Source organism: Ruegeria sp. BG8, from assembly GCF_056538325.1.
Window position 1 is genome coordinate 132,568 of record NZ_JBQFSZ010000004.1, and the last position, 24,600, is coordinate 157,167.

18 protein-coding genes are annotated in these 24,600 nt (G+C 56.4%); 10 read left to right on the forward strand and 8 right to left on the reverse strand.

What is annotated here, in order from left to right; genetic code table 11:
• Positions 1-17 precede the first annotated feature (17 nt).
• Positions 18-1,238 (forward strand): MFS transporter, encoded by a 1,221-nt coding sequence (locus ACR0DG_RS10225; RefSeq protein ID WP_480697502.1) that lies wholly within the window; start codon positions 18-20, stop codon positions 1,236-1,238.
• A 38-nt stretch (positions 1,239-1,276) separates the two neighbouring features.
• On the opposite strand, the gene ACR0DG_RS10230 is transcribed toward ACR0DG_RS10225, so the two are convergent.
• Positions 1,277-2,950, reverse strand: coding sequence for a flotillin family protein (locus ACR0DG_RS10230; protein WP_480697504.1), 1,674 nt, complete (start codon positions 2,948-2,950; stop codon positions 1,277-1,279).
• A 33-nt stretch (positions 2,951-2,983) separates the two neighbouring features.
• Positions 2,984-3,739: an OB-fold-containig protein gene (locus tag ACR0DG_RS10235; protein WP_480707138.1), complete on the reverse strand. Its 756-nt coding sequence runs from the start codon at positions 3,737-3,739 to the stop codon at positions 2,984-2,986.
• Between the two features lie 218 nt (positions 3,740-3,957).
• On the opposite strand from ACR0DG_RS10235, the gene metG reads away from it, so the two are divergent.
• The 3 genes from metG to ACR0DG_RS10250 all read left to right on the forward strand — a co-directional run bounded on the left by metG (position 3,958) and on the right by ACR0DG_RS10250 (position 10,264).
• On the forward strand, positions 3,958-5,676 hold the full coding sequence (metG, locus tag ACR0DG_RS10240; protein WP_480697508.1) for a methionine--tRNA ligase: 1,719 nt from the start codon (positions 3,958-3,960) through the stop codon (positions 5,674-5,676).
• Between the two features lie 268 nt (positions 5,677-5,944).
• Entirely contained in the window at positions 5,945-7,123 is a 1,179-nt protein-coding gene (locus tag ACR0DG_RS10245; RefSeq protein ID WP_480697510.1) for an efflux RND transporter periplasmic adaptor subunit, read from the forward strand.
• Between the two features lie 3 nt (positions 7,124-7,126).
• Positions 7,127-10,264 (forward strand): efflux RND transporter permease subunit, encoded by a 3,138-nt coding sequence (locus ACR0DG_RS10250; protein ID WP_480697512.1) that lies wholly within the window; start codon positions 7,127-7,129, stop codon positions 10,262-10,264.
• 32 nt (positions 10,265-10,296) lie between these two features.
• Here ACR0DG_RS10250 and glpD read toward each other — a convergent pair whose 3' ends face one another.
• The gene (glpD, locus tag ACR0DG_RS10255; protein ID WP_480697514.1) at positions 10,297-11,871 is read right to left on the reverse strand and encodes a glycerol-3-phosphate dehydrogenase; all 1,575 of its coding nucleotides are present in this window, start codon (positions 11,869-11,871) and stop codon (positions 10,297-10,299) included.
• A gap of 194 nt (positions 11,872-12,065) precedes the next feature.
• On the opposite strand from glpD, the gene ACR0DG_RS10260 reads away from it, so the two are divergent.
• From ACR0DG_RS10260 to ACR0DG_RS10275, 4 genes are all read left to right on the forward strand, one after another.
• On the forward strand, positions 12,066-12,827 hold the full coding sequence (locus tag ACR0DG_RS10260) for a DeoR/GlpR family DNA-binding transcription regulator (protein WP_480697516.1): 762 nt from the start codon (positions 12,066-12,068) through the stop codon (positions 12,825-12,827).
• Positions 12,828-13,060: 233 nt separating this feature from the next.
• Entirely contained in the window at positions 13,061-13,423 is a 363-nt protein-coding gene (locus ACR0DG_RS10265) for a DUF3302 domain-containing protein (protein ID WP_480697517.1), read from the forward strand.
• A 21-nt stretch (positions 13,424-13,444) separates the two neighbouring features.
• Positions 13,445-14,590 carry an HlyD family secretion protein gene (locus ACR0DG_RS10270; protein ID WP_480697518.1) on the forward strand — a complete coding sequence of 382 codons (1,146 nt, stop codon included), beginning with the start codon at positions 13,445-13,447 and terminating at the stop codon, positions 14,588-14,590.
• A gap of 11 nt (positions 14,591-14,601) precedes the next feature.
• Positions 14,602-16,164 (forward strand): efflux transporter outer membrane subunit, encoded by a 1,563-nt coding sequence (locus tag ACR0DG_RS10275; protein ID WP_480697520.1) that lies wholly within the window; start codon positions 14,602-14,604, stop codon positions 16,162-16,164.
• Between the two features lie 3 nt (positions 16,165-16,167).
• Here the strand turns inward: ACR0DG_RS10275 and mprF are convergent, their stop codons facing one another.
• Both mprF and ACR0DG_RS10285 read right to left on the reverse strand, forming a co-directional pair.
• Entirely contained in the window at positions 16,168-18,777 is a 2,610-nt protein-coding gene (gene mprF / locus ACR0DG_RS10280; RefSeq protein WP_480697522.1) for a bifunctional lysylphosphatidylglycerol flippase/synthetase MprF, read from the reverse strand.
• 96 nt (positions 18,778-18,873) lie between these two features.
• Positions 18,874-19,302 (reverse strand): Lrp/AsnC family transcriptional regulator, encoded by a 429-nt coding sequence (locus ACR0DG_RS10285; RefSeq protein ID WP_480697524.1) that lies wholly within the window; start codon positions 19,300-19,302, stop codon positions 18,874-18,876.
• 86 nt (positions 19,303-19,388) lie between these two features.
• Here ACR0DG_RS10285 and rocF point away from each other — a divergent pair, with 86 nt between their 5' ends.
• Entirely contained in the window at positions 19,389-20,309 is a 921-nt protein-coding gene (rocF, locus tag ACR0DG_RS10290) for an arginase (protein ID WP_480697526.1), read from the forward strand.
• Complete coding sequence (locus ACR0DG_RS10295; protein ID WP_480697528.1) at positions 20,309-21,352, forward strand: ornithine cyclodeaminase; 1,044 nt, start codon at positions 20,309-20,311, stop codon at positions 21,350-21,352. The genes rocF and ACR0DG_RS10295 overlap by 1 nt, the downstream gene beginning before the upstream one ends.
• A gap of 118 nt (positions 21,353-21,470) precedes the next feature.
• Here the strand turns inward: ACR0DG_RS10295 and ACR0DG_RS10300 are convergent, their stop codons facing one another.
• The 3 genes from ACR0DG_RS10300 to ACR0DG_RS10310 form a co-directional block, all read right to left on the reverse strand.
• Positions 21,471-22,874, reverse strand: coding sequence for a TRAP transporter large permease (locus ACR0DG_RS10300; protein ID WP_480697530.1), 1,404 nt, complete (start codon positions 22,872-22,874; stop codon positions 21,471-21,473).
• 3 nt (positions 22,875-22,877) lie between these two features.
• Positions 22,878-23,507: a TRAP transporter small permease subunit gene (locus tag ACR0DG_RS10305; protein ID WP_480697532.1), complete on the reverse strand. Its 630-nt coding sequence runs from the start codon at positions 23,505-23,507 to the stop codon at positions 22,878-22,880.
• A gap of 64 nt (positions 23,508-23,571) precedes the next feature.
• Entirely contained in the window at positions 23,572-24,588 is a 1,017-nt protein-coding gene (locus ACR0DG_RS10310) for a C4-dicarboxylate TRAP transporter substrate-binding protein (protein WP_480697534.1), read from the reverse strand.
• Positions 24,589-24,600 lie beyond the last annotated feature (12 nt).

Here is a 24,600-nt window from a genome sequence, read left to right on the forward strand (position 1 = left end):
GCCAAGCTAAGGCCATTATGCGTACGATCATTTCCTTCGCGGCCCTGTTTCTGTCGGTCATCCTGCTGCAGCTATCAACCGGCGGGGTTGGCCCGCTGGATGCGATCTCGGGGCTGACCCTGGATTTCACCACCGAACAGATCGGTTTGTTGGGGTCAGCGCATTTCATAGGCTTTTTCGTTGGGTGCTGGTGGGCCCCGCGACTAATGGGCAGTGTCGGACATTCGCGGGCTTTTGCGGTATGCACAGCCCTAGGGGCGATGGGCCTGCTGGGGCACACCCTCACGGAGAACCCGATGATCTGGGCCGTGCTGCGGATCGCCTCGGGTACCTGCGTGGCAGGGTGCTACACGGTTATCGAGGCATGGTTGAACGCAAAAGTCACAAACGAGTCCCGCGGCCGGGTTATGGGCAGCTACCGCATTGCTGACCTTGGTGCCTCGTTGTGTGCGCAGTTGATTATCGCCGTGCTGCCACCGGCCTCTTACGTGTCATATAATCTGCTGGCTATTTTGTGCTGTGCATCGCTGCTGCCGCTGACCTTGACCAAGGCAAGCCAACCCAAAACGCCTGAGGCCCCGCGCTTGCGGCCCAACTTGGCGTGGCGCAACTCACCACTCGCTGTGGCAGGCGTTATCGTATCCGCGCTCAGTTCGGCGTCCTTTCGAATGGTCGGCCCTGTTTATGGTCAGGAGGTCGGCCTGGGCGTAGACCAGATCGCTTTCTTCCTCGCCTCTTTCGTTTTGGGTGGTGCACTGGCGCAGTATCCGCTGGGATGGCTGGCTGATAAATATGACCGACGTTGGGTGCTGATCTGGTTGTCCGCTGCGGCGGTGCTAAGTTGCGGTATCACCATGGCTGCCAGTGGCGCGGGAACGTTGGGCGTCATGCTGGCCGCCGGGCTGTTCGGTTTGACGACCTTTCCGATCTTTTCGGTGTCTTCGGCCCACGCCAACGACTTTGCTACGACAGAGCAGCGAGTTGAGCTGTCCGCTGCGCTGATGTTTTGGTACGCATTGGGGGCCATTGCATCGCCCTATGTCTCGTCGACGCTCATCCAACAATTCGGACCGGGTGCCCTGTTTGCCTTTGTGGCCGTCGGGCATTTGGGTCTGATCGTTTTTGGACTTGCGCGCATGCGCTCGCGCCCAACCCCCGAGGCGCGCACGAACTATGTCTATGCTCCGCGAACATCTTTCACCATCGGGCGTTTGCTGAAGCGATCGCGCGAAGAATAGAGAAAGGGCCGGGATAACCCCGGCCCTTTTCGTTGCCTTTACTGGTGCGTTTGCGGTGCTTCGTCCTCAAGCACTTCTGCGGCTTCGGTCGGTTCAGAGGTCGCTTCAAGCGCGCCGTTCACTACGCCGCCTACCCCGTTTTCCATCGACAGCCCCAGTTCTTCTCCCAGCTTCTTCAGCGCGGGCATCTGCACCGCCATACCCATGATCGAATCCAATGCCTGATTGACCACTGGCTTATCACTGTTGGCTGCGCCACCCGAGGCCCCGGCCCCGATACCGCCGACCTGATGGATTTTGATCGAGTCGATCTTTTCGGCTGGCTTGACCATTTCCGAGATGATCGAGGGCATGGTTTCAATCCGCGCCAGATCGACCTTCATGCGGATTTGCGCTGCGGATAGTGCGTTATCCGCCTCAACAATCGCTCGCTTACCTTCCGCTTCGGCCAACATGTCGTTCTTCTTGGCCTCGGCCCGGATGTTCAGCGCATCCGCCTCGGCCTGTGCTTCCTCACGGCGCGCTTCGGCGCGGTCTGCTGCGGCCTCTTTCTCGGCCTGCGCAGCCAGACGGATCGCCGTTGCCTGACGCTCAGCTTCACGGGTCGCCTCGATCAAAACGATCTGCTTCTGACGCTCGGCCTCGGCCACTTCGCGAGCCGTTGCCACCGCTTCGGTTGCTTTCGTTGCCTCAGCCCGAGCCAGGTCAGCGGATGCACGCGCGCGGCTTTCCTCTTCGGATTTCTGCGCGATGATGATCTGGCGCTCTTGCTCGGCCACTTCGATCTCACGCTCTTTGGCGATCTCGGCATCGCGGATTTTACGCTCACGCTCAATCTCAGCCGCGCGAATGGCCTCTTCACGGGCGATCCGGGCGCGTTCGGTTTCACGCACTGAGTCTTCGGTCCGCGCGGCGATCTCGGCCTCTTGCGCCACGCGCAGGGTTTCAACCTTCTGCGTCTGCTCAATGCGCGCCTGCGCCTCATCCTGTTCGATCAACAGCTTCTGACGTTCGGCCTCCATCGCGGCACGGCGCACTTCAACCTCGGCCTCGGCATCAATTTGCGCGCGCTCTTTCTTGGACACGGCGATAACCTCAGCCAACTTGCGCATACCCACGGCGTTAAACGCGTTGTTCTCATCCAGAGCCTCAAACGGCGTCTGGTCCAATGCGGTCAGCGAGACGGATTCCAGCGACAGACCATTCTTCAGCAGGTCTTCGGACACGGCGTTCTGCACCTCTTGCACAAAGTCGGCACGGTTTTCATGCAGCCCGTCCATGGTCATCTGAGCGGCCACAGCGCGCAGACCGTCGATCAGCTTACCTTCGATCATCTCGCGCAGTTGCTCGACATCAAAGGTGCGGTCGCCAAGTGTCTGCGCGGCGCGCGCGATCCCCTCTTCGGTCGCCATGACCGAGACGTAGAACTCGACGCCCACATCCACGCGCATGCGGTCTTTTGTGATCAAAGCCGCCTCACCGCTACGCTGTACCTCAAGGCGCAGGGTCTTCATGTTGACGGGGCTGACCTCATGCAGCAGCGGCACGATGATGACGCCGCCATCCATGATGACTTTCTTTCCGCCCGCACCGGTTTTCACCAGGCTGACCTCTCGGGTCGCGCGGCGGTACAGGCGGCCAAGCACAAGGCCAATGAACAAGAGTACTGCTAAAATGGTCACAACTGTGACGGCCAGGAATTGAAGTTCCATGCAAATCCTCCTTTTTTGGGGGTTAAAAATTGATTAGTCTGACAAACCGACCAGAACGAACCGGTCGTGTCGTCGATCACGCAGAACAAGGACATCGGAACCCTGTTCCAGCGTGTCTTTCTCCTGCAGCGGTTCTGCGCGCAGGTAGTGGGTATTGCCAAACCGGTCCATAACGCGCACCTCGGCCGGGCGGCCACGAGACGCGGTGCCCTGAGTGATGACGCCGCGACGGCGGGCCAGCATCCGCTCTGACATGGCTTCGGTTTCTGTCTTAGGCAGAAGGCGAGCGAATACACCGCCGAAACCACGCGCAAACCACACGCCAAAGACACCTGCAGGTATTGCAGCCAGCCAAGTCGGCAGGTCGAAGCCCAGCAAGTCACGCAAGGCCAGTTGAAGACCCATACCAGACAGGCCGAAACCTGCCAGCAATACAGCCAACCAGATCATCACAGGCACCCGGCCAATCCCAAGCCATGCAATCGGGCCCGCCGGAGCGGCATCAGGGGCGTCGGCTTCCACGTCGGCCAGCTCAAAATCGCCAAGATCCACACTCGCGTCGATATCAAGATCGAAATCGCCCAGATCGACATCTGGTGCATCAACCACGTCCAGATCGACCTCACCCTCACCCGCCAGCAGGCTGCCGCCCACCATCAAAGCGATCAGTTCCAGCGCCAAAAGGCCGAACAGAAGCGCAAGCGCAAAGGTAAAGGGCGCAAAAGCACCCTCGAGCAAAAAGTCGAACATCAGGAAATTGCCCTCGGTTTTGTATACTTTTGTATACACAGTAGATGGGAAGCCATTTTTAACATTTCAAGAGGTTGTGATTCCAATTTACAACCTATGGGTATTGTGGCCGCGCTTTGGATCACAACCCAAGAACAGCCTCAGACAGTTTTTTTCACCTGTTGCGTGTTTAAAATGACCAAGGCCGCGACGCCGGGGTTTTGCTGGCCGTTCACATAAGGTAGACGAGCCCGCAGTTAGATACGTGGAAACGGAACATGGCTCGGATTCTCATCACTTCGGCGATCCCCTACATCAACGGGATCAAGCACCTCGGCAACCTGATCGGCTCGCAATTGCCTGCGGATCTGTATGCACGTTACCAGCGTGGCCGGGGAAACGAGGTCATGTTCCTTTGCGCAACAGATGAACACGGCACCCCAGCCGAACTGGCCGCAGCCAAAGCGGGCAAACCGGTCGCTGAATACTGCGCGGACATGTACGCAGTTCAAGCGGACATCGCAAAGCGCTTTGGTCTGAGCTTTGACCATTTCGGCCGGTCTTCCAGCGCTCAAAACAAGGCTTTGACGCAGCACTTTGCTGGCAAACTGGACGAAGCCGGTCTGATCCGTGAAGTCAGCGAAAAGCAGGTCTACTCCAACGCCGATGGTCGTTTTCTGCCCGACCGTTATATCGAAGGCACCTGCCCCAACTGTGGCTACGATCGCGCCCGCGGAGATCAGTGCGAAAACTGCACCAAGCAGCTGGACCCGACGGATCTGATCGAGCCGCGCTCGGCCATCTCTGGTTCTACTGATCTGGAAGTACGTGAAACCAAGCATCTATATCTGCGCCAATCGGCGATGAAGGATCAACTGGATGCTTGGATCGACAGCAAAACTGATTGGCCGATCCTAACCACGTCGATTGCCAAGAAATGGCTGCATGACGGGGACGGCCTGCAGGATCGCGGTATCACTCGCGATCTGGACTGGGGTGTGCCGGTTAAGAAAGGCGATCAGGACTGGCCCGGCATGGAAGGCAAGGTTTTCTACGTCTGGTTCGACGCCCCCATCGAATACATTGCCTGCGCCAAGGAATGGGCCGATGCCAGCGGGAAACCGGATGCCGAATGGGAACGCTGGTGGCGCACTGACAAAGGCGCCGACGACGTCCGTTATGTGCAGTTCATGGGCAAGGACAACGTGCCCTTCCACACCCTGTCCTTCCCGGCCACCATTCTGGGATCGGGCGAGCCGTGGAAGATGGTCGATCACCTGAAATCCTTCAACTACCTAAACTATGACGGCGGTCAGTTCTCGACCTCTCAGGGTCGCGGTGTCTTCATGGATCAGGCGCTGGATATCCTGCCCGCCGATTACTGGCGCTGGTGGCTACTGAGCCATGCGCCCGAAAGCAGCGACAGCGAGTTCACGTGGGAGAACTTCCAGCAATCGGTCAACAAAGACCTTGCCGACGTGCTTGGCAATTTTGTCAGCCGGATCACCAAGTTCTGCCGCTCGAAATTCGGTGAAGCGGTGCCGCAAGGCGGAGAATTCGGCGCACGCGAGCAAGAGCTGATCGCAGAACTCACCCGACGTGTACGCGCCTATGAAGGCTTTATGGAATCTATGGAAGTGCGCAAGTCTGCTCAGGAACTGCGTGCGATCTGGGTGGCTGGAAACGAATACCTGCAATCCGCAGCCCCTTGGTCAACCTTCAAGGAAGACCCCGAACAGGCGGCGGCGCAAGTCCGCTTGGGCTTGAACCTGATCCGCCTGTATGCCGTGCTCAGCGCACCGTTTATTCCAGACACGTCCGCTCGGATGCTCAGCGCGATGAACACGTTGGATACCAGTTGGCCGGATGATGTTGCGGCGGCGCTGCAAGCACTGCCGGCGGGCCACGACTTTGCCGTTCCCGAGGTTTTGTTTGCCAAAATCACGGATGAGCAGCGCGAAGACTGGGAAACGCGGTTCGCTGGAACCCGCGACTGACGTCAGGCTGGGAGGAATTTTCAAAAGGGGGGCCAATCAGCCCCCCTTTTTTCGTGCAATACACCTGTTGTGTTCGCCAAAAGGTATACCCCATCGACGTAAGCCTGCCGCATGTCAAAGAAAATTCGGCCCTGAAAACCTTAGAGCCTTGTGTCATCACGCTTGAGAAAAAAACATAAACCCGCCATCCTGAACCCAGGTTCAGTCGACTCGGAACTGGCTTTCGGCAACCGGTCGCATTCAGTTTTTCTACAACGAGGCAATTGCCATGTCCCTTGCATCAGTGTTTTCGCAACTCCGCCATAGCTGCACGGCGCCGGAATTTCTCAGGCAAACCGCAGCCGTGGCTTTGATCGGACTGGCATCCTCGGCCGCGGCACAAGATCAAAGCGACGCGCCGCCACCAAAGGTTTCAATTGCTGCCGCCTATACACAGGAAATAACCGAAGAGGCCACGTTCATCGGTCGGGCCGAAGCGTTGAACAAGGCCGATATCGTAGCCCGTGTCAGCGGCTTTCTCGACAGCCAAGACGTGGAAGATGGCGCGCTGGTCAACGAAGGCGATTTGTTGTTCAAAATTGAGCCCGATCTTTATCAGGCAACGCTGGAAGCACGTAACGCCGATCTGGACAGGGCAGAAGCCAATCTGGAACTGGCCAAGGTCGAACTGGCACGAAAACAGGAATTGTACGAACGTGACGCCACCCCGGAATCCGAGCGCGACATTGCGCGCGCAAACGAGTTGGTTGCCGAGGCCGAGGTCAAATCCGCCAAAGCCGCCATCCAACAAGCTCAGCTAGACCTAAGCTATACGGAGATTCACGCGCCCTTTACCGGCCGGCTCGGTCGTGTTGCGACCAGCGTCGGCGACGTCGTGGGCCCCAACAACCCACCGCTGGTGAATATTGTGAGTGAAGCGCCGATCTATGTGAATTTCGCTCTGAACGAAAAACAGTTCACATCTGTTCTGGAAACAGTTGGTGAAAACGCGGCATCGCTCGCCGAAAGCAACAAAAGCCCTGTGGTGAAGGTCACTCTTCCCAACGGGTCAGAGTTGGACGAGACCGGCAAAATCGTCTTTGTCGACAACAGAATTGATCCCTTGACCGGTGCCATCACAATAAGGGCCGAGTTTGACAACACAGACCGCCTGATCATCGACGGTGCGTTCTTGAACGTCCAGATCGAAGCGCTTGAACCAACGCTCGAGGTTCTGGTGCCGCAAGCCGCATTGCAACGCGACCAGCGCGGGGACTTTGTACTGGTCGTCAACGACCAACAGATGGTCGAACAGCGTTACATCACCACGGGCAACACAGTTGGGACGGCTATCATCGTGAAAGATGGTTTGCGTGAAGGCGAAAGTGTGATTGTCGAAGGGCTGCAGCGCGTACGCCCCGGCGTTGCCGTCGACGCTGTTGTCGCTGCCGAGCAGCCGGGAGAGTAACGGATGTTCTCAGCCCTGTTTATCAGCCGGCCCAAGCTGGCGCTCGTTATCTCGCTGGTGCTGACCATTATGGGCGGCATCGGCTATCTGGTCTTGCCGGTCGCACAGTTCCCGGACATTACACCGCCAGTTGTCAGCGTTTCGACCACCTACACCGGTGCAAATGCGGAAACCGTTGAAAACACGGTAGCCGCCCCAATCGAGGCGCAGGTCAACGGTGTGGATGACATGATTTACATGACATCGACCTCGTCGGATAACGGCTCGTATTCTCTGAACGTGACATTTGAGGTCGGAACCGACCCCGACATCGCATCCGTGAACGTGCAGAACCGTGTTGCGCAGGCGATGTCGTCCCTGCCAGCCGAGGTTACGTCATCCGGTGTGGTCACCCAGAAGGCGTCGACCAATATGTTGCTGCTGGTGACGCTTACCTCGCCAAACGGAACATATGACAGCGTTTTCCTGTCCAACTATGCTTCGATCAACCTAAAGGATGCGCTGGCGCGTATTCAGGGCGTGGGCAAAGCAGATGTTCTGACCAACCTGGAATACGCGATGCGGATCTGGATGGACCCGGACAAGATGGCGGGTCTCTCTATCACTCCGGGCGATGTGATCAGCGCCATTCGCGAGCAAAACGTTGAGGTTTCGGCCGGTTCTATCGGTGCGCCTCCGGTGCCCGAGGGGCAGACGTTTCAGTACACCATCAAGACCAAAGGACGCCTGACATCTGCGGCCGAGTTTGGTGAGATCGTCATACGCACCGGTGACGCCGGTTCAATTGTCAGGGTCAAAGACATCGCACGTGTCGAACTGGGTGCCCAATACTACGCGGCATCAGGGTTCTTCCAAAGTGTGCCAGCGACGGTTCTTGGGATTTATCAGGCACCGGGCGCAAACGCCCTTGCCGTGTCCGAACGCGTTCAGGCCGAGCTTGAGCGCCTGTCACGTTCTTTCCCGACAGACGTGGAATATGCCGTCCCGTTCAACACAACAGATTTCGTTGAACAATCGCTGAACGACGTCGTTTCAACACTGATCCTGACCTTCATACTGGTGATATCGGTTGTGTTCGTCTTCCTTGGAAGTTGGCGCGCAACGATCATTCCTGCGGTGGCAATTCCGGTCTCATTGATCGGGACATTTGCCTTTTTGCTGTTATTCGGGATGTCACTGAACACGATTTCCTTGTTCGCCTTGGTTTTGGCGATCGGTATCGTGGTCGACGACGCCATCGTTGTTGTCGAAAACGTTGAACGTATCATTGCCGAAGAGGGTTTGCCCCCAGCCGAAGCGACACGTAAGGCGATGGGTCAGATCACTGGCCCTGTCATTGCAACCACCCTTGTTCTGCTGGCGGTGTTTGTTCCGGTTACCTTCATGCCCGGTATTTCCGGGCGGCTCTACTCGCAATTCGCTGTGACGATCTCTACCGCTGTCGTCATCTCATCGGTCAACGCGCTGACATTGTCGCCAGCTTTGTGTGGTCTGGTTCTGCGCGCGCGGTCAGGCCCCCCCAAGGGTCTTTTGGCGGTCTTCGAAAAGTTCATCGGAACGGTTCGGTCTGGCTATGTTTCTATCGTGCGCCGGTTGCTGATTTTGCCGGTCATCGCGCTGGGAATTATTGTTGCCCTTGCGATGGGGACCGGGACAATCATGTCCAAAACCTCAAGCGGGTTCCTTCCGCTGGAAGACAACGGTTACCTTTTTGTCGACGTCCAACTGCCTGACGCCGCAACGCTGGAGCGTACGGAGGTCGTCACCAAGCGTGTCGACGATCAAATCCGCGAAATCCCCGGCGTCGCCAATACGGTTCTGGTCAATGGCTTCTCGATTCTGAACGGGACTTCGACGAATGGCGCCGCAATCTTCGTCAATCTCGATAACTGGGATGAACGACAGGAAGACGACCTGAGCGCCAATGCCATTCTGCAAAAGGTTCTTGCCATCGCCTATGGCGAGACGGCTGCGTCCATCGTGGCCTTCAACCCGCCGCCTATTCAGGGTCTTGGTAACTCGGCCGGTGTCGAGATGGAGGTTCAGCAGACCGGTGGCGGCACTCCACAGGACCTGGCTTCGGCGGTGGGTTCGTTTGTCTACGCCGCAAACCAGCGGCCCGAAATCGGACAGGCATACACAACCTTCCGCGCGAACGTTCCGCAGCTTTTCGTCGATCTGGACCGGGAAAAAGCCAAAACACTGCAAGTGTCCGTGGCCGAGATTTTCCAGACCATGCAAGCGCAGTTGGGGTCTTATTACGTGAATGACTTCAACCTGTTCGGCCGCGTGTATCGCGTTATGATCCAGGCCGAGGGTACATACAGGGACAACGTCGAAGACATTTCCAACCTGTATGTCCGATCGACCCAAGGTGAGATGGTGCCCCTTGGCACGCTCATTGACGTCGAAAACGTGCTGGGACCTGTCTTGCTGAAACGGCATAACCTGTTCCGATCCGCCACTGTGACCGCCGTCCCAGCCGAGGGGCTGTCGACCGGGGATGCGATCACCGTCATGACGGAAGAATCCGCAACCGCCCTACCCCCGGGCTATGCTTTCGAATGGACCGGAACGGCGCAACAACAGTTGGCGTCAGGAGGTCTGGTGATCGTGATCCTCGGGTTGGCGATATTGTTCGGCTACCTCTTCCTTGTCGGGCAATACGAAAGCTGGTCAATGCCGGTGTCGATCCTGCTGTCCGTGATCGTCGCTTTGTTTGGCGCGGTCGCTGCTGTCGCCATCGTGGGTAGTGACATCAACCTCTACACGCAGATCGGGATGATTATGCTGGTGGGGCTGGCGTCAAAGAACGGCATCCTTATTGTCGAATTCGCGATGGAACAGCGCGCAAAGGGATTGTCGATCAAAGACGCGGCCGCCGAGGCAGCGCATCAGCGTTTCCGCGCCGTTATGATGACCGCACTGTCCTTCCTACTGGGCGTGGTGCCATTGTTGGCCGCAAGCGGTGCTGGCGCTGCCAGCCAAAAAGCCATTGGTGTGGCCGTGTTTGGCGGCATGCTGGCGGCAACGCTGATCGGCGTCATTCTTGTACCGGTTCTCTACGCGCTTATGCAGAGCCTCAGGGAATGGATTAAAGGCACCAAGAACGACCCTGAACCTTCGGAAGGTACAGCCTGACGAAAAAGCCCCGCCAAATAGCGGGGCTTTTTTTATGCCAATCGGTTTTCAATCCAATCCTGAACGCGCGCGATCTGTTCTTTCGTCAATCTAAGGCCCAGCTTGTTGCGACGCCAAACTGCGTCCTCAGCACTACGCGCGTATTCCTTGGCAACCAGCCAATCCAGCTCTTTTTCTGTGAGCGTCGCGCCGAATTCTTCGCCCAAGTCCTCGGCTGTTTTCGCATCTCCCAATATCGCGCGCGCCTCGGTTCCATAGGCACGCACCAGACGGTGGGCCCATGCTTGATCCAAAAATGGAAAGTTTGACAACAGATCCGTAACCAGATCAGAAAAGCCGTCGACTGGAAAATCCCCGCCGGGCAAAGCAACACCAGCTGTCCAGGGCCCGGGAAGATCCTCAAACTGTTCGGCCACTTTTTCAAGCGCGCTTTCCGCCAGTCTTCGATATGTGGTGATCTTACCGCCAAATACGTTCAGCACCGGCGCCCCGCCCTGCGCATCAACCTTTAAAGTATAGTCTCGAGTAGCCGCAGTCGCGCTGCTTGCACCATCATCGTATAGCGGGCGAACGCCGGAATAAGTCCAGACGATGTCGCCACGTGTTACGGGGTTTTCAAAGTACTTCGTTGCGAAGGCACACAAATAGTCCTGCTCGGCCTCGGTACATACGGGGCGTTGCGACGGATCGGGATGATCCTGATCTGTCGTTCCAATCAAGGTGAAGTCGCGTTCATAAGGAATGGCAAAGATGATCCGCCCATCCTCGCCCTGAAAGAAATAGCATTTGTCGTGGTCGAAGAGCTTCTTGGTGACGATATGGCTTCCGCGCACCAATCGCACGCCTTCGCGCGAGTTCACGCGAATCTTGGTCTGGATTATGTCCCCAACCCAAGGCCCCCCTGCGTTGATCAACATCCTGGCCATTACCGTCGTGGTCTGACCCGTGGCTTTGTCGCGCATAGTGACCTGCCAGACGTCATCGACACGCTCTGCTGACAGAACCTCGGTTTGCACCAGAATTTTAGCGCCACGCGCCTCGGCGTCGCGGGCGTTCAGAACAACCAGGCGGGAATCCTCGATCCAGCAATCCGAATACTCATAGGCGGTTTCGAACTTGTCTTGCAGCGGAGCACCCTCGGGTGCCGATTTCAAATTCAGGGAAGTGGTACCGGGCAAGATTTTTCGTCCGCCAAGATTGTCGTACATGAACAGGCCCAACCGGATCAGCCATGCGGGGCGGCGCCCGCGCATCCACGGCATGACCGCACTCAGCAATCGCGAGGTCGGCGTATCAGACTCGAACCGCATATCTTGGTGATAGGGCAACACGAAACGCATCGGCCAACTGATATGAGGCATCGCCCGCAACAGCGTTTCGCGTTCGATCAACGCCTCGCGGACAAGGCGAAACTCGAAGTATTCGAGATAGCGCAACCCACCGTGAAACAGTTTTGTCGAGGCCGATGATGTTGCCGACGCCAGATCGTTCATCTCGGCCAAGGTAACCGAAAGGCCCCGTCCTGCCGCGTCGCGGGCGATCCCACAGCCATTAATGCCACCGCCGATTATAAAAAGATCGGTCACCTGATCGTTTTGCCGTTCCATATCCAGAAGAATCCTCGTGCTGGAAACTTGGGGCCATTAACATTTTGACCGCTCGACTCGTCAATGTTATTTTTCGTTTTTGTTCGTTATGACACACCATACTCCCTAAAAATTTCCAACTAACCGGATTTCCTCTCCTCTTAAGTCAAAACTTTTGTAAAACGAAAAATACCGAAAATACTCCGGAGCATCCCGTGTCCCTTTCCTTCCGCCAATCCGACATCATGAAAATCGCCAAGCAGGACGGCCGCGTAATGGTCGAGGAACTGGCCTCTCGTTTCGACGTAACCGTTCAGACTATTCGTCGGGATTTGTCGGATCTGGCGGACTTGGGCAAACTCGACCGTGTCCATGGCGGTGCGGTTCTGCGGTCAGGCGTATCGAATATCGGATACGAAGACCGTCGCGCTTTGAATGCAGACGTAAAGGCCCGTATCGCGCAGGCTTGCGCCAATGACATTCCCGACGGGGCGTCGGTGTTCATGAACATTGGCACATCGACCGAGGCCGTCGCGCGTGCATTGCTGAACCACAAGGACCTGATGGTCGTGACGAACAATATGAACGTGGCAAACATTCTTGTCGAAAACACCGATTGTCAGATCGTTGTAGCCGGCGGCGTTCTGCGCCGGTCTGACGGAGGATTGGTAGGCAACCTGACAATTTCCACAATCCAACAGTTCAAATTCGACTACGCAGTGATTGGTTGTTCCGCTTTGGATGTCGAAGGGGATCTTTTGGATTTCGACTTTCAGGAGGTCGGCGTCAGCCAGACAATCATTGCCCAAGCCCGCCAGACGCTACTTGTTGCTGATCAATCCAAGTTTCAACGAACGGCCCCTGCTCGCATCGCCTCATTGTCTGACGTCGATGTTTTCCACACTGACGCCCCCCTAGATGACAACTTGGCCGGAAAATGCCTCGATTGGGGTACGGTCGTTAAGACCTGCGACTGAAGCCTGAGCGCCTTTCTGACGCACGTGAAAACAAACGTGCGATTCTTGCTGAGTATTAGAAAATATAACGCTGAGCAGACCTAGCGAGACTTAGTCTGCGATTACAATAGTCTTGGTCACATTAAAGGTAAGCGTCAAATTCCACAAAGACCCGTCAACCCCTGATAAATAGATTGACGAACTGGACTCCAACAACTGAGGATGGGTCAACCTTCCCCCTAGGAGGCACGAGCATGGGATTACTGGGACAGCCGCTGGGCTATTACGATTATCTGACCTTCGTCGCTTTGATCTTACTACTTGCAGCGGTGATGGGGTTGTTTCTGTTTCTCATGGGTTTGCCCGGTCGTATTGCAATCAAGCGAAACCATCCACACGCCGAAGCCGTAAAGATCATGGGATGGATGGGGTTTCTAGCCATCGTGCCGTGGGTACATGCCTTTATCTGGGCTTTCCACGACGGAACAACTGTCGACATTCGGCGCATGCCGGATGACGAACGCGACGCCGTACGCAAGGAAATCAAACGCCTCGGTGGAACGTTAAACGAGGAATACCGCGATCCGCTGGATCCCGAAGAGCCGCAAAAAAGCTAAGGCCAAAGGAAACCGAATAATATGTTTGTCGCCCTCGGTATTACGCTTTTTTACCTCATCTTTGTCTGGCTCATTTTCTTCAAACTGCAATGGCTGAAGTTCAACATTGCATGGGGTATCGTCTCATTCTGGGTCGGCGCACATCTATTGCTGATCTTTCTTGTTGCACTTCGGTTTTTTCAGCCGTTTTCGCTGGACAGTCATGTCGTGCGGTCAACAATTCAGATTGTACCGCGTCTGACCGGCCCCACTCTGTTGACCGAGGTACTGGTCACACCCAACACCCAAGTCAAAAAGGGTGAGCCGTTGTATCGTTTCGACGACACGATCTTTGCGCTTGAGGTTCAGGAAGCCAACGCTCAGCTTGTAGCGGCCCAGCAAAACGCAAAAATTCTTGAGCAAGACGTCATAGCCGCGGGCGAAGCTGTTGAGCGCGCCAATGCTCAGCTGGCCTATGCGCTAACGCAGCAAACGCGGTATGAAAATCTGGTACCAGCTGGTGGCGCACGACAGGATGAACTTGACCGTTGGAACGAACAAGTCACCGAGGATCAAGCCAAGATCAAGGAAGCTCAGGCCAATCTGGAAAAGGCTGAACTGGCGCAGGCATCGCAAATCGACGGCGTGAACACCGGTATCCTTCAGGCCCAGGCACAACTTGAAAAAGCGCAATATTACCTCGATAACACAACGATTTATGCGCCCGAGGACGGCATGATCGTTTCACAGCAGGCCCGCCCCGGTCTGGTTGTCGGTGACCTGCGTCTGGGTGCAATCGCCAGCTTTGTCACGAAAGACAATCCTTATATTCTGGCAACGTACCGACAGCAAAACCTTAAATTCGTGGAGCCCGGACAAGACGTTGAGGTTGCGCTGGACCTCTACCCCGGTGAAATCCTGACCGGCAAGGTCGAGGCGATTTGGTGGGCGACGCGACAGGGCCAATACCTGCCGTCCGGCCGCCTGCCCGGCTTTGAACTACCCCGGCTGCCCGGTCGGATCGCCGTTCAGATTTCTGTCGATTTGCCCGACGGCCATACCCTGCCGGCGGGTGGGCATGCCGCCGTGGCAATCTATACAGGTCAGGGGAAAAGTTTCGAGTTCCTGCGGCGCATCAATATCCGCCTGTACTCGTTTGCCAACTTCATCCGACCACTGGATATCTGAGGACGCGCAGCATGAAACGGGCAAAACTATACGGCACGATCTTGGGCACAACTCTGAGCGTTGCGCTTTTGGCTGGCTGCGCTCCGGTCGGTCCGGACTTTGTGCGCCCCAACTCGCCCGTTGTGAAAGAGTGGATTGAGGTGAATAGCCCATCCGCCGGATCCAGCGGTTTGACGTCACGTAGCGCGCCCGTGGTTAGATGGTGGGAAACCTTCAACGATCCCACCCTGAACAAACTGATCGCTGAGGCATACGCCCAGAACCTTGACTTACAAGTGGCAGGATCACGGGTGCTGCAGGCCCGCGCACAGTTGGGTATTGCCTTTGGAGAATTGTACCCACAATCGCAAGCCGTCGGTGGCTCGATCGAGCGTCGACAGATCAGCGAAAACCTTGGGCCAATAGCCGACATCAACGAGATCGTCGCGCTGGATACCGAATTCTCAACCTCGCAGGTAGGGTTTGACGCCCAATGGGAGTTAGACCTCTGGGGCCAGCAGCGTCGCGGCGTACAGGCAGCGCGGTCCAACCTGGCGCTCCAAGTGGCGAATTACGACGACGCGTTGGTGACCCTGACGGGCGACGTCGCCGCGATATACGTAAACATTCGTGCCCTTCAGGAATCCTTGGGGGTCGCGCGGGAAAACATTGGGCTGCAACAGGCATCTGCCGATTTGACTCAGTTGCGGTTCGACAACGGGGTAACGACCGAGCTCGACGTGCAGGAATCCAAGGCACTGTTGAATAATACCAAGGCCAAAGTTCCGGAGCTGGAAAGCGATCTTCAGCAATCCAAAAACGCGCTGGCCGTGCTGTTGGGCACAACGCCTTCTCGTATGACGAGCCTGCTGGGGGATTCGGGCCGCATTCCATCGGCGCGCTCGAACGTGGCCGTGGGTGTCCCGGCCGAGCTATTGCGTCGCCGCCCCGATGTACGCGCCGCCGAACTGGCTGCGGCCACGCAGTCCGCTCAGGTCGGAATTGCGTTGGCGGACCTCTACCCGCAGTTCATCTTGTCCGGCTCGATTGGCTTGCAAGCCTCGGGCGGGCGGGACCTCTTCAGTGGTAACAGCACCACCGGGTTGGCCAGCGCAGGGGTTGTATGGAACGTACTCAATTATGGGCGCATCAAGAACAACGTGCGCGCGCAGGATGCGGCTTATCAGGCGCTGATTGCCAATTACCAGAACACCGTTCTGACCGCCTATTCCGAGGTTGAAAGCGCGATGGTTGCCTATGTGCAGGCACGAAAACAGGTCGGATTTTACGAAAACAGCGTTGCCGCTTCGCGCAAGGCCTCAGAAATTGCGGTGGATCAGTACCGGGACGGCATTGTCAGCTACTCTCGTATTCTCAATACTCAGACTGCCCTGCTGCAGTCACAGGCGAACCTCATCCAAGCCCGCCAACAGGTTTCAAGCAATCTGGTGTCCGTCTACAAGGGCCTTGGCGGCGGCTGGCAGATCCGCCAGAATCAAGAATTCCTGCCTGAAACCGTTCTGGCTGAAATGGCGTACCGCACGGATTGGGGTGACTTGTTGCAGCAAGATCCAACGCGGGCAAGCCTGAACTAAGCGCTACTTTGTCAGGCCGCTCAGACCGCCCGAGATCAAGATGTTCACCTCGTACAAAATGCGGGGCGCGGCCAGACCACCGGGGCTTGCCAGATAGTTGGGGCTCCATTCCGGGTCGAACTTCTGTTTGAAGGATCTCAGCCCTTCGAAGTGATAGAACTGTTCGCCATGCTCGTAAACGAAGCCGCCGACCCGGTTCCAAAAGGACGCCAGTTGCCTGCTTTCGATCCCAGAAAAAGGCGCAGCGCCTAGCGAGAACCAGTGAAACCCCTGTTCCGCCCCCCAAGACATCATCTCGGCGAACAGGGCATCCATTACAAAACTCGGGCTGTCGGGCTCATAACGCATCAAGTCCAACGACAATTCCGACTTGTGACCACCTTGGAACAGGTTGGCAAAGGCATGGATCTGCCCCGTTTCACCATTCCTTAGAACAGCATGGTCAAAATAGGATAGGTATTGTTCGTCAAAACCGCCAAGGGCGAAACCCTTTTCGGCCCCTGCTTTTTGCGCCAACCAATCATCTGAAATCTGACGCAGTTTAGGTAAAACCGGGGCCAATTCTTCTTTCGGGATGATTTCGAATACAAAGCCTTCGCGCTCGGCCCGGTTTTTGGCCTGCCGAAACCGCTTGCGCGACTTTCCGTCCAGAGAAAACCCTTCGAGAGGGACGCGCGCAACCTCACCTATTTTAAGGATTGACAAGCCAAGATCCAAAAAGGTTGGCAAGTACTTGGTCGACACGCTGTAAAACGCACACAGTTTCCCCTCGCGATCCGCCATTTCCCGCAACTGCCATATCAACTGTTGGCCGGCCTTTTCATCGCCGACCGGTTCGCCCTTGGTGATCAGCGCGTTGCCTGTATCGGCATAAGCCAAAAACGCCGTCTCATCCGGTGAGATCAAGAATTGTTTGTCACCCGTCAGGGAGATTTGGGATTCCGTGTCTTCACTTTCCATCACCAGGCGTTCGACCACAGCGGGAATCTCGGTCCGAACCGGTTCAGGGATCTCGCGCCCGAACAGAGAAGTGACAGCAACCACACCCAGAATGACAGCAACCACGAGACTGGACCGTAAGAAGCGTGAGGCGTCTCCGTCCCACGCGAAATCCCACCACAGGGCATTTTGGTATTCGACGTGTGAATAGGCGAACAAACCGATCCAGAAGATCACCGCAAGCAAGGCAAAAACGCTCAACAGCCACGGGATGTTCAACCGAAAAATAGACGCTCCGCTCACGCGGTAGAACGCGTCCCTGAATGTGGCCAGGATCGCAATGGTGGCCAACATGCTGATCGCTTCGTGTGTGTCGAGACCTTTGGCCAACGACGCGACGAAACCCGCCACCATCAACATCATCGCCACGATCCACGCGCGGTAGAGTTTTCGAAACAATCCGCGCGATACAAGGATGAGCAAGACGCCGATGGCACTGCCTGCAAGGTGAGAAGCTTCTACAAAAGACAGCGGTAAGACGTTTCTAAGGACACCAAGGCTCTGACTACTGGCTGGCAGGGCTCCTGATACCAACAGGATAACGCCAGCAACGGCAGCGACACCGGCCGCGACCATCGGAACGACTGGTCGAATGACGCGGTACACCCATGTTGCTGCGCCCGTGATGTGGTGACGATGCGACAAAGCAGAGGCTACCGCGATGGATAAGCTCGCGATTGCAAATGGCAGGAAGGTGTAAACCAGTCTGTATAGCAGCAGTGCGGCAATCACATCTGACCGGCCAGACGCCCCAAGGCCCGCGATCAGAGTAGCCTCGAACGCGCCAATTCCGCCCGGCGCATGACTAAGGATACCAACCGCAATGGCGGCAATGTAAACGGTGAAGAAATAGGGATACCCCACCCCCAAATCGTCGGGCATCAAGATGTACAGCGTCATGGACGCCCCGAACAAATCGCCCAATGCGGCCAAAGTCAGCAAACCTGCCAGCTTACCCCCTGGCAGGTTGAAACCCACACCACCATAGGCCAAGCGCCGACCGCCCTTTGCAAGCCACAAAAACAAAGCGGCCAGTGCTGTCAGAAGACACAAGCCAATGATGGTTTCGGCCGTGTCACTGATAGGAACAATTTTGGAAATCCCGTCGGGATGCAGGGTCAGAAGGCAACCCAATAGCAACACCATCCCCGACCAGAACGCGATCCACGAGGTCGCAATAACACCTGCAACGCGACCTAGGTCCAGCCCGAGCGACGCATAAATCCGATAACGGATCGCAGTCCCGGTGATGTAGGAGAACCCAAGGCAATTGGACACAGCATAGCCACAGGCCCCTGCCATGCCCGCAACCGGCAATGGCACTTCGCCGTCCGCAACACTCTGGACGGCGAAAACATCGTATAGAGACAACGAGAAAAAGCTAACTGCAGTCCAGCACACCGCGAAAAACATCAATTTCCATGAGGTGTTCGCGACATCCGTTTGAACATCTGCCCATTTTACGTGCGACGACAGTTCGTGCAGGACAGTCAGCGCGACCAGCATTACGAGGACGGGGATGATTACTCGGACCCAAGGGCGTTCAAGAAATCCGGTTACTCTTTCCGCCAACCGAACGGCCCAAAGGTCTTCGCCAGTTCCCTGATCGGTCATATGTCTTCCCTGCCCCTGGGTTTTTTGCTGCTCGTGGATGGAAACGCGCAAGCGTACTGTTGCACAATTTCCTTGAACCTCAAAGCGCTACGGCATTCATACACGACCCTTGCGCGTCGATAGCAGCAAATTGGTTTCGGACCGGGTTATTCCTTCCATACGGCGGATCTGAAACAGAATTTCGTCCAGTTCGGCCAACGTCTCGGTGCCGATCTCAGCAATCAGGTCCCAACTGCCATTGGTTGAATGCACCGCCCGAACCTGAGGCATGGCCGCAATACGCGACATCGTGCGTTCAGTACCGCGCCCTTCGATTTCCAACATCATCAATCCGCGAACCGGGCTTTGCGCCACGTCCTGGCGCGTCAGCACCGTGAAACCTACGATCTCGCCTGATTGTTTCAGGCGTTGCAACCGGCTGCGGACGGTGGTTCGTGTTACACCAAGCGTTTCCGCCAGCTCTGACAAGGACGCCCGCGCGTCGCGATGCAATGCGCTGAGCAGCCTGTTATCCAATTCGTCCATAGTGACTTTCCAAATTGATTTATCAAAATTCTTTTTGAGCAATTTGATATCTTTTCGCAACCCGTTCCGAATGATTAAATAAGCATATGGAAAATATGAATGTAATTTTGGTCGGATCGCCAATGGATGCCGGCAAACGTCGACAAGGATGCCGAATGGGTCCCGATGCATATCGTGTCGCCGGGCTTAAAGAAGCGCTTGTCGACTTGGGCCATTCAGTTTTGGACATGGGCAACATCACAGCCGATGTAACGGACATCGACGAACACGAGCATCTTTTTGCCCTTCCTGAATGTGTTGGCTGGACCCAGGCCCTGAACCGCGCAGCGCAGGATGCTGCCCCCAAGGGCTTGCCGATCTTTATGGGCGGCGATCATGCCCTGTCTATGGGAACCGTGGCCGGAATGGCTGAACACGCACAAAGGCTCGGGCGCCCGTTATTCGTCCTTTGGCTGGACGCCCATAGCGACTTTCATACGCCTGACAGCACCGCAAGCGGCAACCTGCACGGAACGCCGGTTGCGTATTTCACCGGACAAAGGGGTTTTGATAGTTTTCCACCAGTGAAGGCCCCTATCCCCACGGACCGAGTAGGAATGATCGGCCTGCGATCTGTCGATCCCGCCGAACGCGCACGGCTTGAAGAAGACCATGCCATGTTGGCCGATATGCGCAGCATTGACGAGCATGGCATCAAGGCCCCCCTGCTTGCATTCCTGGATCGTGTCCGCGCCGAAAACGGCATCTTGCATGTGTCACTGGATGTAGACTTTCTGGACCCATCGATAGCGCCCGCAGTCGGTACTACGGTTCCAGGGGGCGCGACAGAGCGCGAAGCGCATCTTGTGATGGAACTGCTCCACGAAAGCGGAGTTGTGTGCTCGCTCGATCTTGTCGAATTGAACCCCTTTCTTGATGAACGCGGCCGGACCGCAAAACTGATGGTCGATCTGGCTGCCTCTTTGATGGGGCGTCGCATTTTCGATCGCCCGACTCGGAGTTTCTGATGACACAACCGTCTGACAAGGCCCTCGTGCCGTTCGTTTCCGTCGATAACATGATGCGGCTTGTCCATCTCATCGGGCTCGAACGAATGATCAGCCGGATCGCCGAACAAATCGAACAGGATTTCAAACGGTGGGAAAACTTTGACAAAACCCCGCGCATCCCAGCCCACTCGCCGCACGGCGTTATTGAGCTGATGCCGACATCCGACGGTGAGGCATACGGCTTCAAATACGTAAACGGTCATCCGAAAAACACCTCGGAAGGGTTGCAAACCGTTACCGCCTTTGGGCTGCTTGCGGACGTTTATACCGGGTACCCAACGTTGCTGACCGAGATGACTTTGCTGACGGCACTACGTACGGCGGCGACCTCGGCTTTGGTGGGTCGCTATCTTGCGCCTAAATCCGCGACCACGATGGCAATGATTGGGAATGGCGCACAGTCCGAGTTTCAGTGCCTGGCCTTCAAGGCAATGTGCGGGATCAATACGGTGCGGCTGTATGATACGGATACCAACGCCACCGAGAAATGCGCGGCAAATCTGAAAAACTCGGGCCTGACTGTTGTTCTGTGCAAGACGCCCGAAGACGCAATCGAAGGCGCGCAGATCATCACCACCTGCACGGCCGACAAGAAATACGCTACCATTTTAACGGATAACATGGTCGGCCCCGGGGTCCACATAAATGCCATTGGCGGCGATTGTCCGGGGAAAACCGAGCTACACCGAGACATCCTTTTGCGATCCGACATCTTTGTCGAATATCCCGATCAGACGCGGGTTGAGGGTGAGATTCAGGCTCTGGAACCAGATCATCCTGTCACGGAAATTTGGCAGGTTATGACTGGGCAAGCCGAAGGTCGCCGCGATGACCGCCAGATTACCCTGTTCGACAGTGTGGGTTTTGCGATCGAAGACTTTTCAGCCTTGCGGTTTATTCAGACAGCGATCGAAGGCACGGATTTCTATGAACCGTTGGATATGTTGGCCGACCCCGATGATCCTCGGGACCTGTTCGGCATGCTCATGCGGGCGGGATAAGGTGGGGGCTCTGCCCCCGTCGCCCTTTCGGGCGCCTCCCCCGGGATATTTTTAGCCAGATGAAGAGGCGGATTTTTAGCCTCTTGTTTCACCGCTCAAACGTTTTCCGTTTTTTTCGCTATCCCGCCAGTGACGGGAGGTAGAGAACAATCCCCGGGAAGGCGACCAGCAGTGCAATCGTCACTGCATCCGCGACGAAGAACGGTGTCACACCTTTAAAGACGTCCTGAACGCTGAGGTCCGGACGGACACCCGCGACAACAAAGCAATTCAGGCCTATCGGGGGGGTGATCAGACAAAACTCGGCCATTTTAACGACGAGTATCCCGAACCAGATTGCGCACATGGGTCCGGACATTCCAAAGGCGCTTTCGGCGGCGCTGACCGTTTCGCCGCCATTGAGCGCCATTACGGCTGGATAAACGACCGGTAGCGTCAGCAGCAGCATTCCGATTGCATCCATGAACATTCCCAGCACGGCATAGGCCAGCAGGATGCAGATCAGAATCAACATCGGCGACATCTGCAAAGACGTGATCCAGTCAGAAAAGGCTCCGGGCAGATCAGCGAAGCCAAGAAACCGAACGTAGATCAAGACGCCCCAGATGATCGAAAAGATCATTGCGGTCAGCTTGGCGGTCTCAAGCAAAGCTGATTTCAGCTCTTTCCAGCGCATACCGTGGAACAGCGCGAAACAGAAGACAATAAACGCGCCAATCGCGCCCCCTTCGGTCGGTGTGCCCCAAGCTTTTTCGCCGAAAGGATTATAGACAAAGCAGATGATGATCAGAATGACAGCGACAATAGGAAACGCTCCGGGCAATGAAGAGAAGCGTTCTTTCCAGGTAAATCCCGTAACCGGTGGTCCGACGGATTTGAAGATCACCGCAATCCCGACGATCAGCAATCCGTAGACGACCGCCGAAAACGCCCCGGGAATAAATCCGGCCAGCAGCAGCTTGCCCACATCCTGTTCGACGATAATCGCATAGATGACGAGGATCGCCGAGGGTGGAATCAGTGAAGCCAGCGTACCGCCCGCGGCCACGACGCCTGCAGCGAACTGTTTGTTATAGCCGACCTTCAGCATTTCCGGAATTGCGATCCGGGCAAAGACAGCGGACGTAGCAACAGACGCGCCAGACACAGCCGCAAAGCCTGCCGTTGCAAAGACAGTCGAAACCGCCAGCCCCCCGGGCACCCATGCGACCCAGCGTTTTGCGGCCTCGAAAAGAGCTCTGGTCAGGCCAGCGTAATACGCAAGATATCCGATGAGAATAAACGTGGGGATCAGGCTTAACGTATGTGCGGCCACCTTCGAGTGTGGAACCTGCCCTGCGGTTTTAACCGCTACCGTCACGGCTTTGCCAAAGCGGTCGGGGTCGTATCCGAACTTAGCCCAAAAGATCCAGACCAGCCCGAGCAGACCGGCGAGGCCCGCGGCGAACGCGACCCTCATACCTGTGACGACCAAAACCAGCAGTCCCCCGGTGACCCAGACGCCAATATCAATAGTGTCCATCTGCTAGTCCTGCCCTTCGAACTGTTCGGCCTCGGCGGCGGCCTGCGCAGCGACATCCTGTATCAGAGGCACCGCAACCGGGCTTTCAAGTCCCAGAACAAACGCCCGCCCATAGCCCCAGATCTGCAGAACAAGCCGCAAACACAGAACCGAGAATGCGACCGGCGCCAAAAGTTTGGCGGGCCAGAGTGGGATGCCGATATCAATCGAGCTATCTCGGCTCCAAAGTGGCGCGCCAAAATCGAAGGACCGATCGAAATGGGACCAGCTTCCCCAGACCAACGCCAACATCAGTACAAGGATAAGAAACACCGAGATGAGCTCGAACAGCCAGAGTGCCCTGCCGTTCAGGCGCGATATGACGATGTCCATCCGAATGTGCCCGCCATCACGCTGAACATAGGAGATTCCCAGAAACGCGATCAGCGGCATAGCCTGCTCGATCCAATCCACGTAACCCGGCAGAGGTGCGTTCAGGGCGTTCCTGCCGCTTACCGAGACCACAGCCAGCACCATCAGCCCGAACACTGCAATCCCGCTGATCAAAGCCAGAAAACGTTCCAGTCGCAAAAGTTGATGGTCCAGCCGGCTGAGACGGCTGTCATCCTCAAGCACCGTGGCCTGTCCTGCCATTCCGGTGATCCCCTATTTTCTTTAAAGTTGCCCGAGCGCCCATTGGAGCGCTCGGAGCCGTTGATCAGTTGCCGCCGCGCTGTTGTTTCAGCGTGGACTGAACAAGATCATACAAGTCCTGTGCCGGAAGCCCCTGCGCAGACATATCGGCAATCCATTTTTCACGGATCGGGTCAGCGGCCTTGACGCGGAATTCTTCGATCACCGCATCGTCGAAGCTTACTTTCACGACGCCCTTCTCACTAAGAACGCCATCCCATTGCTCTAACAGGCCACCATAGTTCGTCAGGTAGTGGTCAATCGCCTCGTCGATAGAGCTTTCCAGCGCTTCGCGGTGTTCTGCAGGCAACGCCTCATAGGCGTCGATATTCACCACGACCGGGCAATTCACCGTGCCGGGGTTCAGGTTCGCCGTCCACCAATCGGCTTCGTTGATTGTTCCGAATGACAAATGCGCATGCTGAGCAAAGGCGACGGTGTCTACCACACCGGATTCCATTGCGTTAAACGCTTCGGTCGCGGGAACCGATGTCGGAACGCCACCGACGGCCTCGAATGCCTGTCCCAGACCGCCGGTCGCGCGGACGCGCATTCCGTCAAAGTCTGCCAGCGTCGCACGCGGATCACCTGTGCCTACAAGGTTATATTGCGGCATCGGCGAGGTCATGATGATCTTGGCGTTCCACTGCGCCATCTCGTCCTTGACCGCAGGGTGATCGTAAACTGCGTGGCTGACGGCAACCTCCTCTTCAAGGTTGTTCACGCCCAGAAACGGCAGTTCCAGCACGGTGATGGCGCGATTCTTATCGCGGTGATACCCGGCACAGAACTGGGCCATTTCAAAAGCACCGATCTCGATACCATCCAGATTTTCGCGCGGCTTGGACAGTCCACCGTAGCTGACATTGATCGTGAACTCGCCGCCGGTCTTTTCGCTCACCAGCTCGGCCAGCTTCTCAACATGTTCTGTAAAGGCCCGGCGCTTGCCCCAGACAGAGGCGCTCCATTCAGTCGCCGCGGCCTCGGACACGAATGCAACGGTCAAGGCGGCGACAGCGGCACCGCTCAACATCTTTTTCATCTTGATTTCTCC

Excerpts from the sequence above, each read along its gene's own strand:
- ACR0DG_RS10225 (WP_480697502.1), top strand. The coding sequence starts at position 18 with ATGCGTACGATCATTTCCTTCGCGGCCCTGTTTCTGTCGGTCATCCTG.
- ACR0DG_RS10230 (WP_480697504.1), bottom strand. The coding sequence starts at position 2,950 with ATGGAACTTCAATTCCTGGCCGTCACAGTTGTGACCATTTTAGCAGTA.
- metG (WP_480697508.1), top strand. The coding sequence starts at position 3,958 with ATGGCTCGGATTCTCATCACTTCGGCGATCCCCTACATCAACGGGATC.
- ACR0DG_RS10245 (WP_480697510.1), top strand. The coding sequence starts at position 5,945 with ATGTCCCTTGCATCAGTGTTTTCGCAACTCCGCCATAGCTGCACGGCG.
- ACR0DG_RS10250 (WP_480697512.1), top strand. The coding sequence starts at position 7,127 with ATGTTCTCAGCCCTGTTTATCAGCCGGCCCAAGCTGGCGCTCGTTATC.
- glpD (WP_480697514.1), bottom strand. The coding sequence starts at position 11,871 with ATGGAACGGCAAAACGATCAGGTGACCGATCTTTTTATAATCGGCGGT.
- ACR0DG_RS10265 (WP_480697517.1), top strand. The coding sequence starts at position 13,061 with ATGGGATTACTGGGACAGCCGCTGGGCTATTACGATTATCTGACCTTC.
- ACR0DG_RS10270 (WP_480697518.1), top strand. The coding sequence starts at position 13,445 with ATGTTTGTCGCCCTCGGTATTACGCTTTTTTACCTCATCTTTGTCTGG.
- ACR0DG_RS10275 (WP_480697520.1), top strand. The coding sequence starts at position 14,602 with ATGAAACGGGCAAAACTATACGGCACGATCTTGGGCACAACTCTGAGC.
- mprF (WP_480697522.1), bottom strand. The coding sequence starts at position 18,777 with ATGACCGATCAGGGAACTGGCGAAGACCTTTGGGCCGTTCGGTTGGCG.
- ACR0DG_RS10285 (WP_480697524.1), bottom strand. The coding sequence starts at position 19,302 with ATGGACGAATTGGATAACAGGCTGCTCAGCGCATTGCATCGCGACGCG.
- rocF (WP_480697526.1), top strand. The coding sequence starts at position 19,389 with ATGGAAAATATGAATGTAATTTTGGTCGGATCGCCAATGGATGCCGGC.
- ACR0DG_RS10295 (WP_480697528.1), top strand. The coding sequence starts at position 20,309 with ATGACACAACCGTCTGACAAGGCCCTCGTGCCGTTCGTTTCCGTCGAT.
- ACR0DG_RS10300 (WP_480697530.1), bottom strand. The coding sequence starts at position 22,874 with ATGGACACTATTGATATTGGCGTCTGGGTCACCGGGGGACTGCTGGTT.
- ACR0DG_RS10305 (WP_480697532.1), bottom strand. The coding sequence starts at position 23,507 with ATGGCAGGACAGGCCACGGTGCTTGAGGATGACAGCCGTCTCAGCCGG.
- ACR0DG_RS10310 (WP_480697534.1), bottom strand. The coding sequence starts at position 24,588 with ATGAAAAAGATGTTGAGCGGTGCCGCTGTCGCCGCCTTGACCGTTGCA.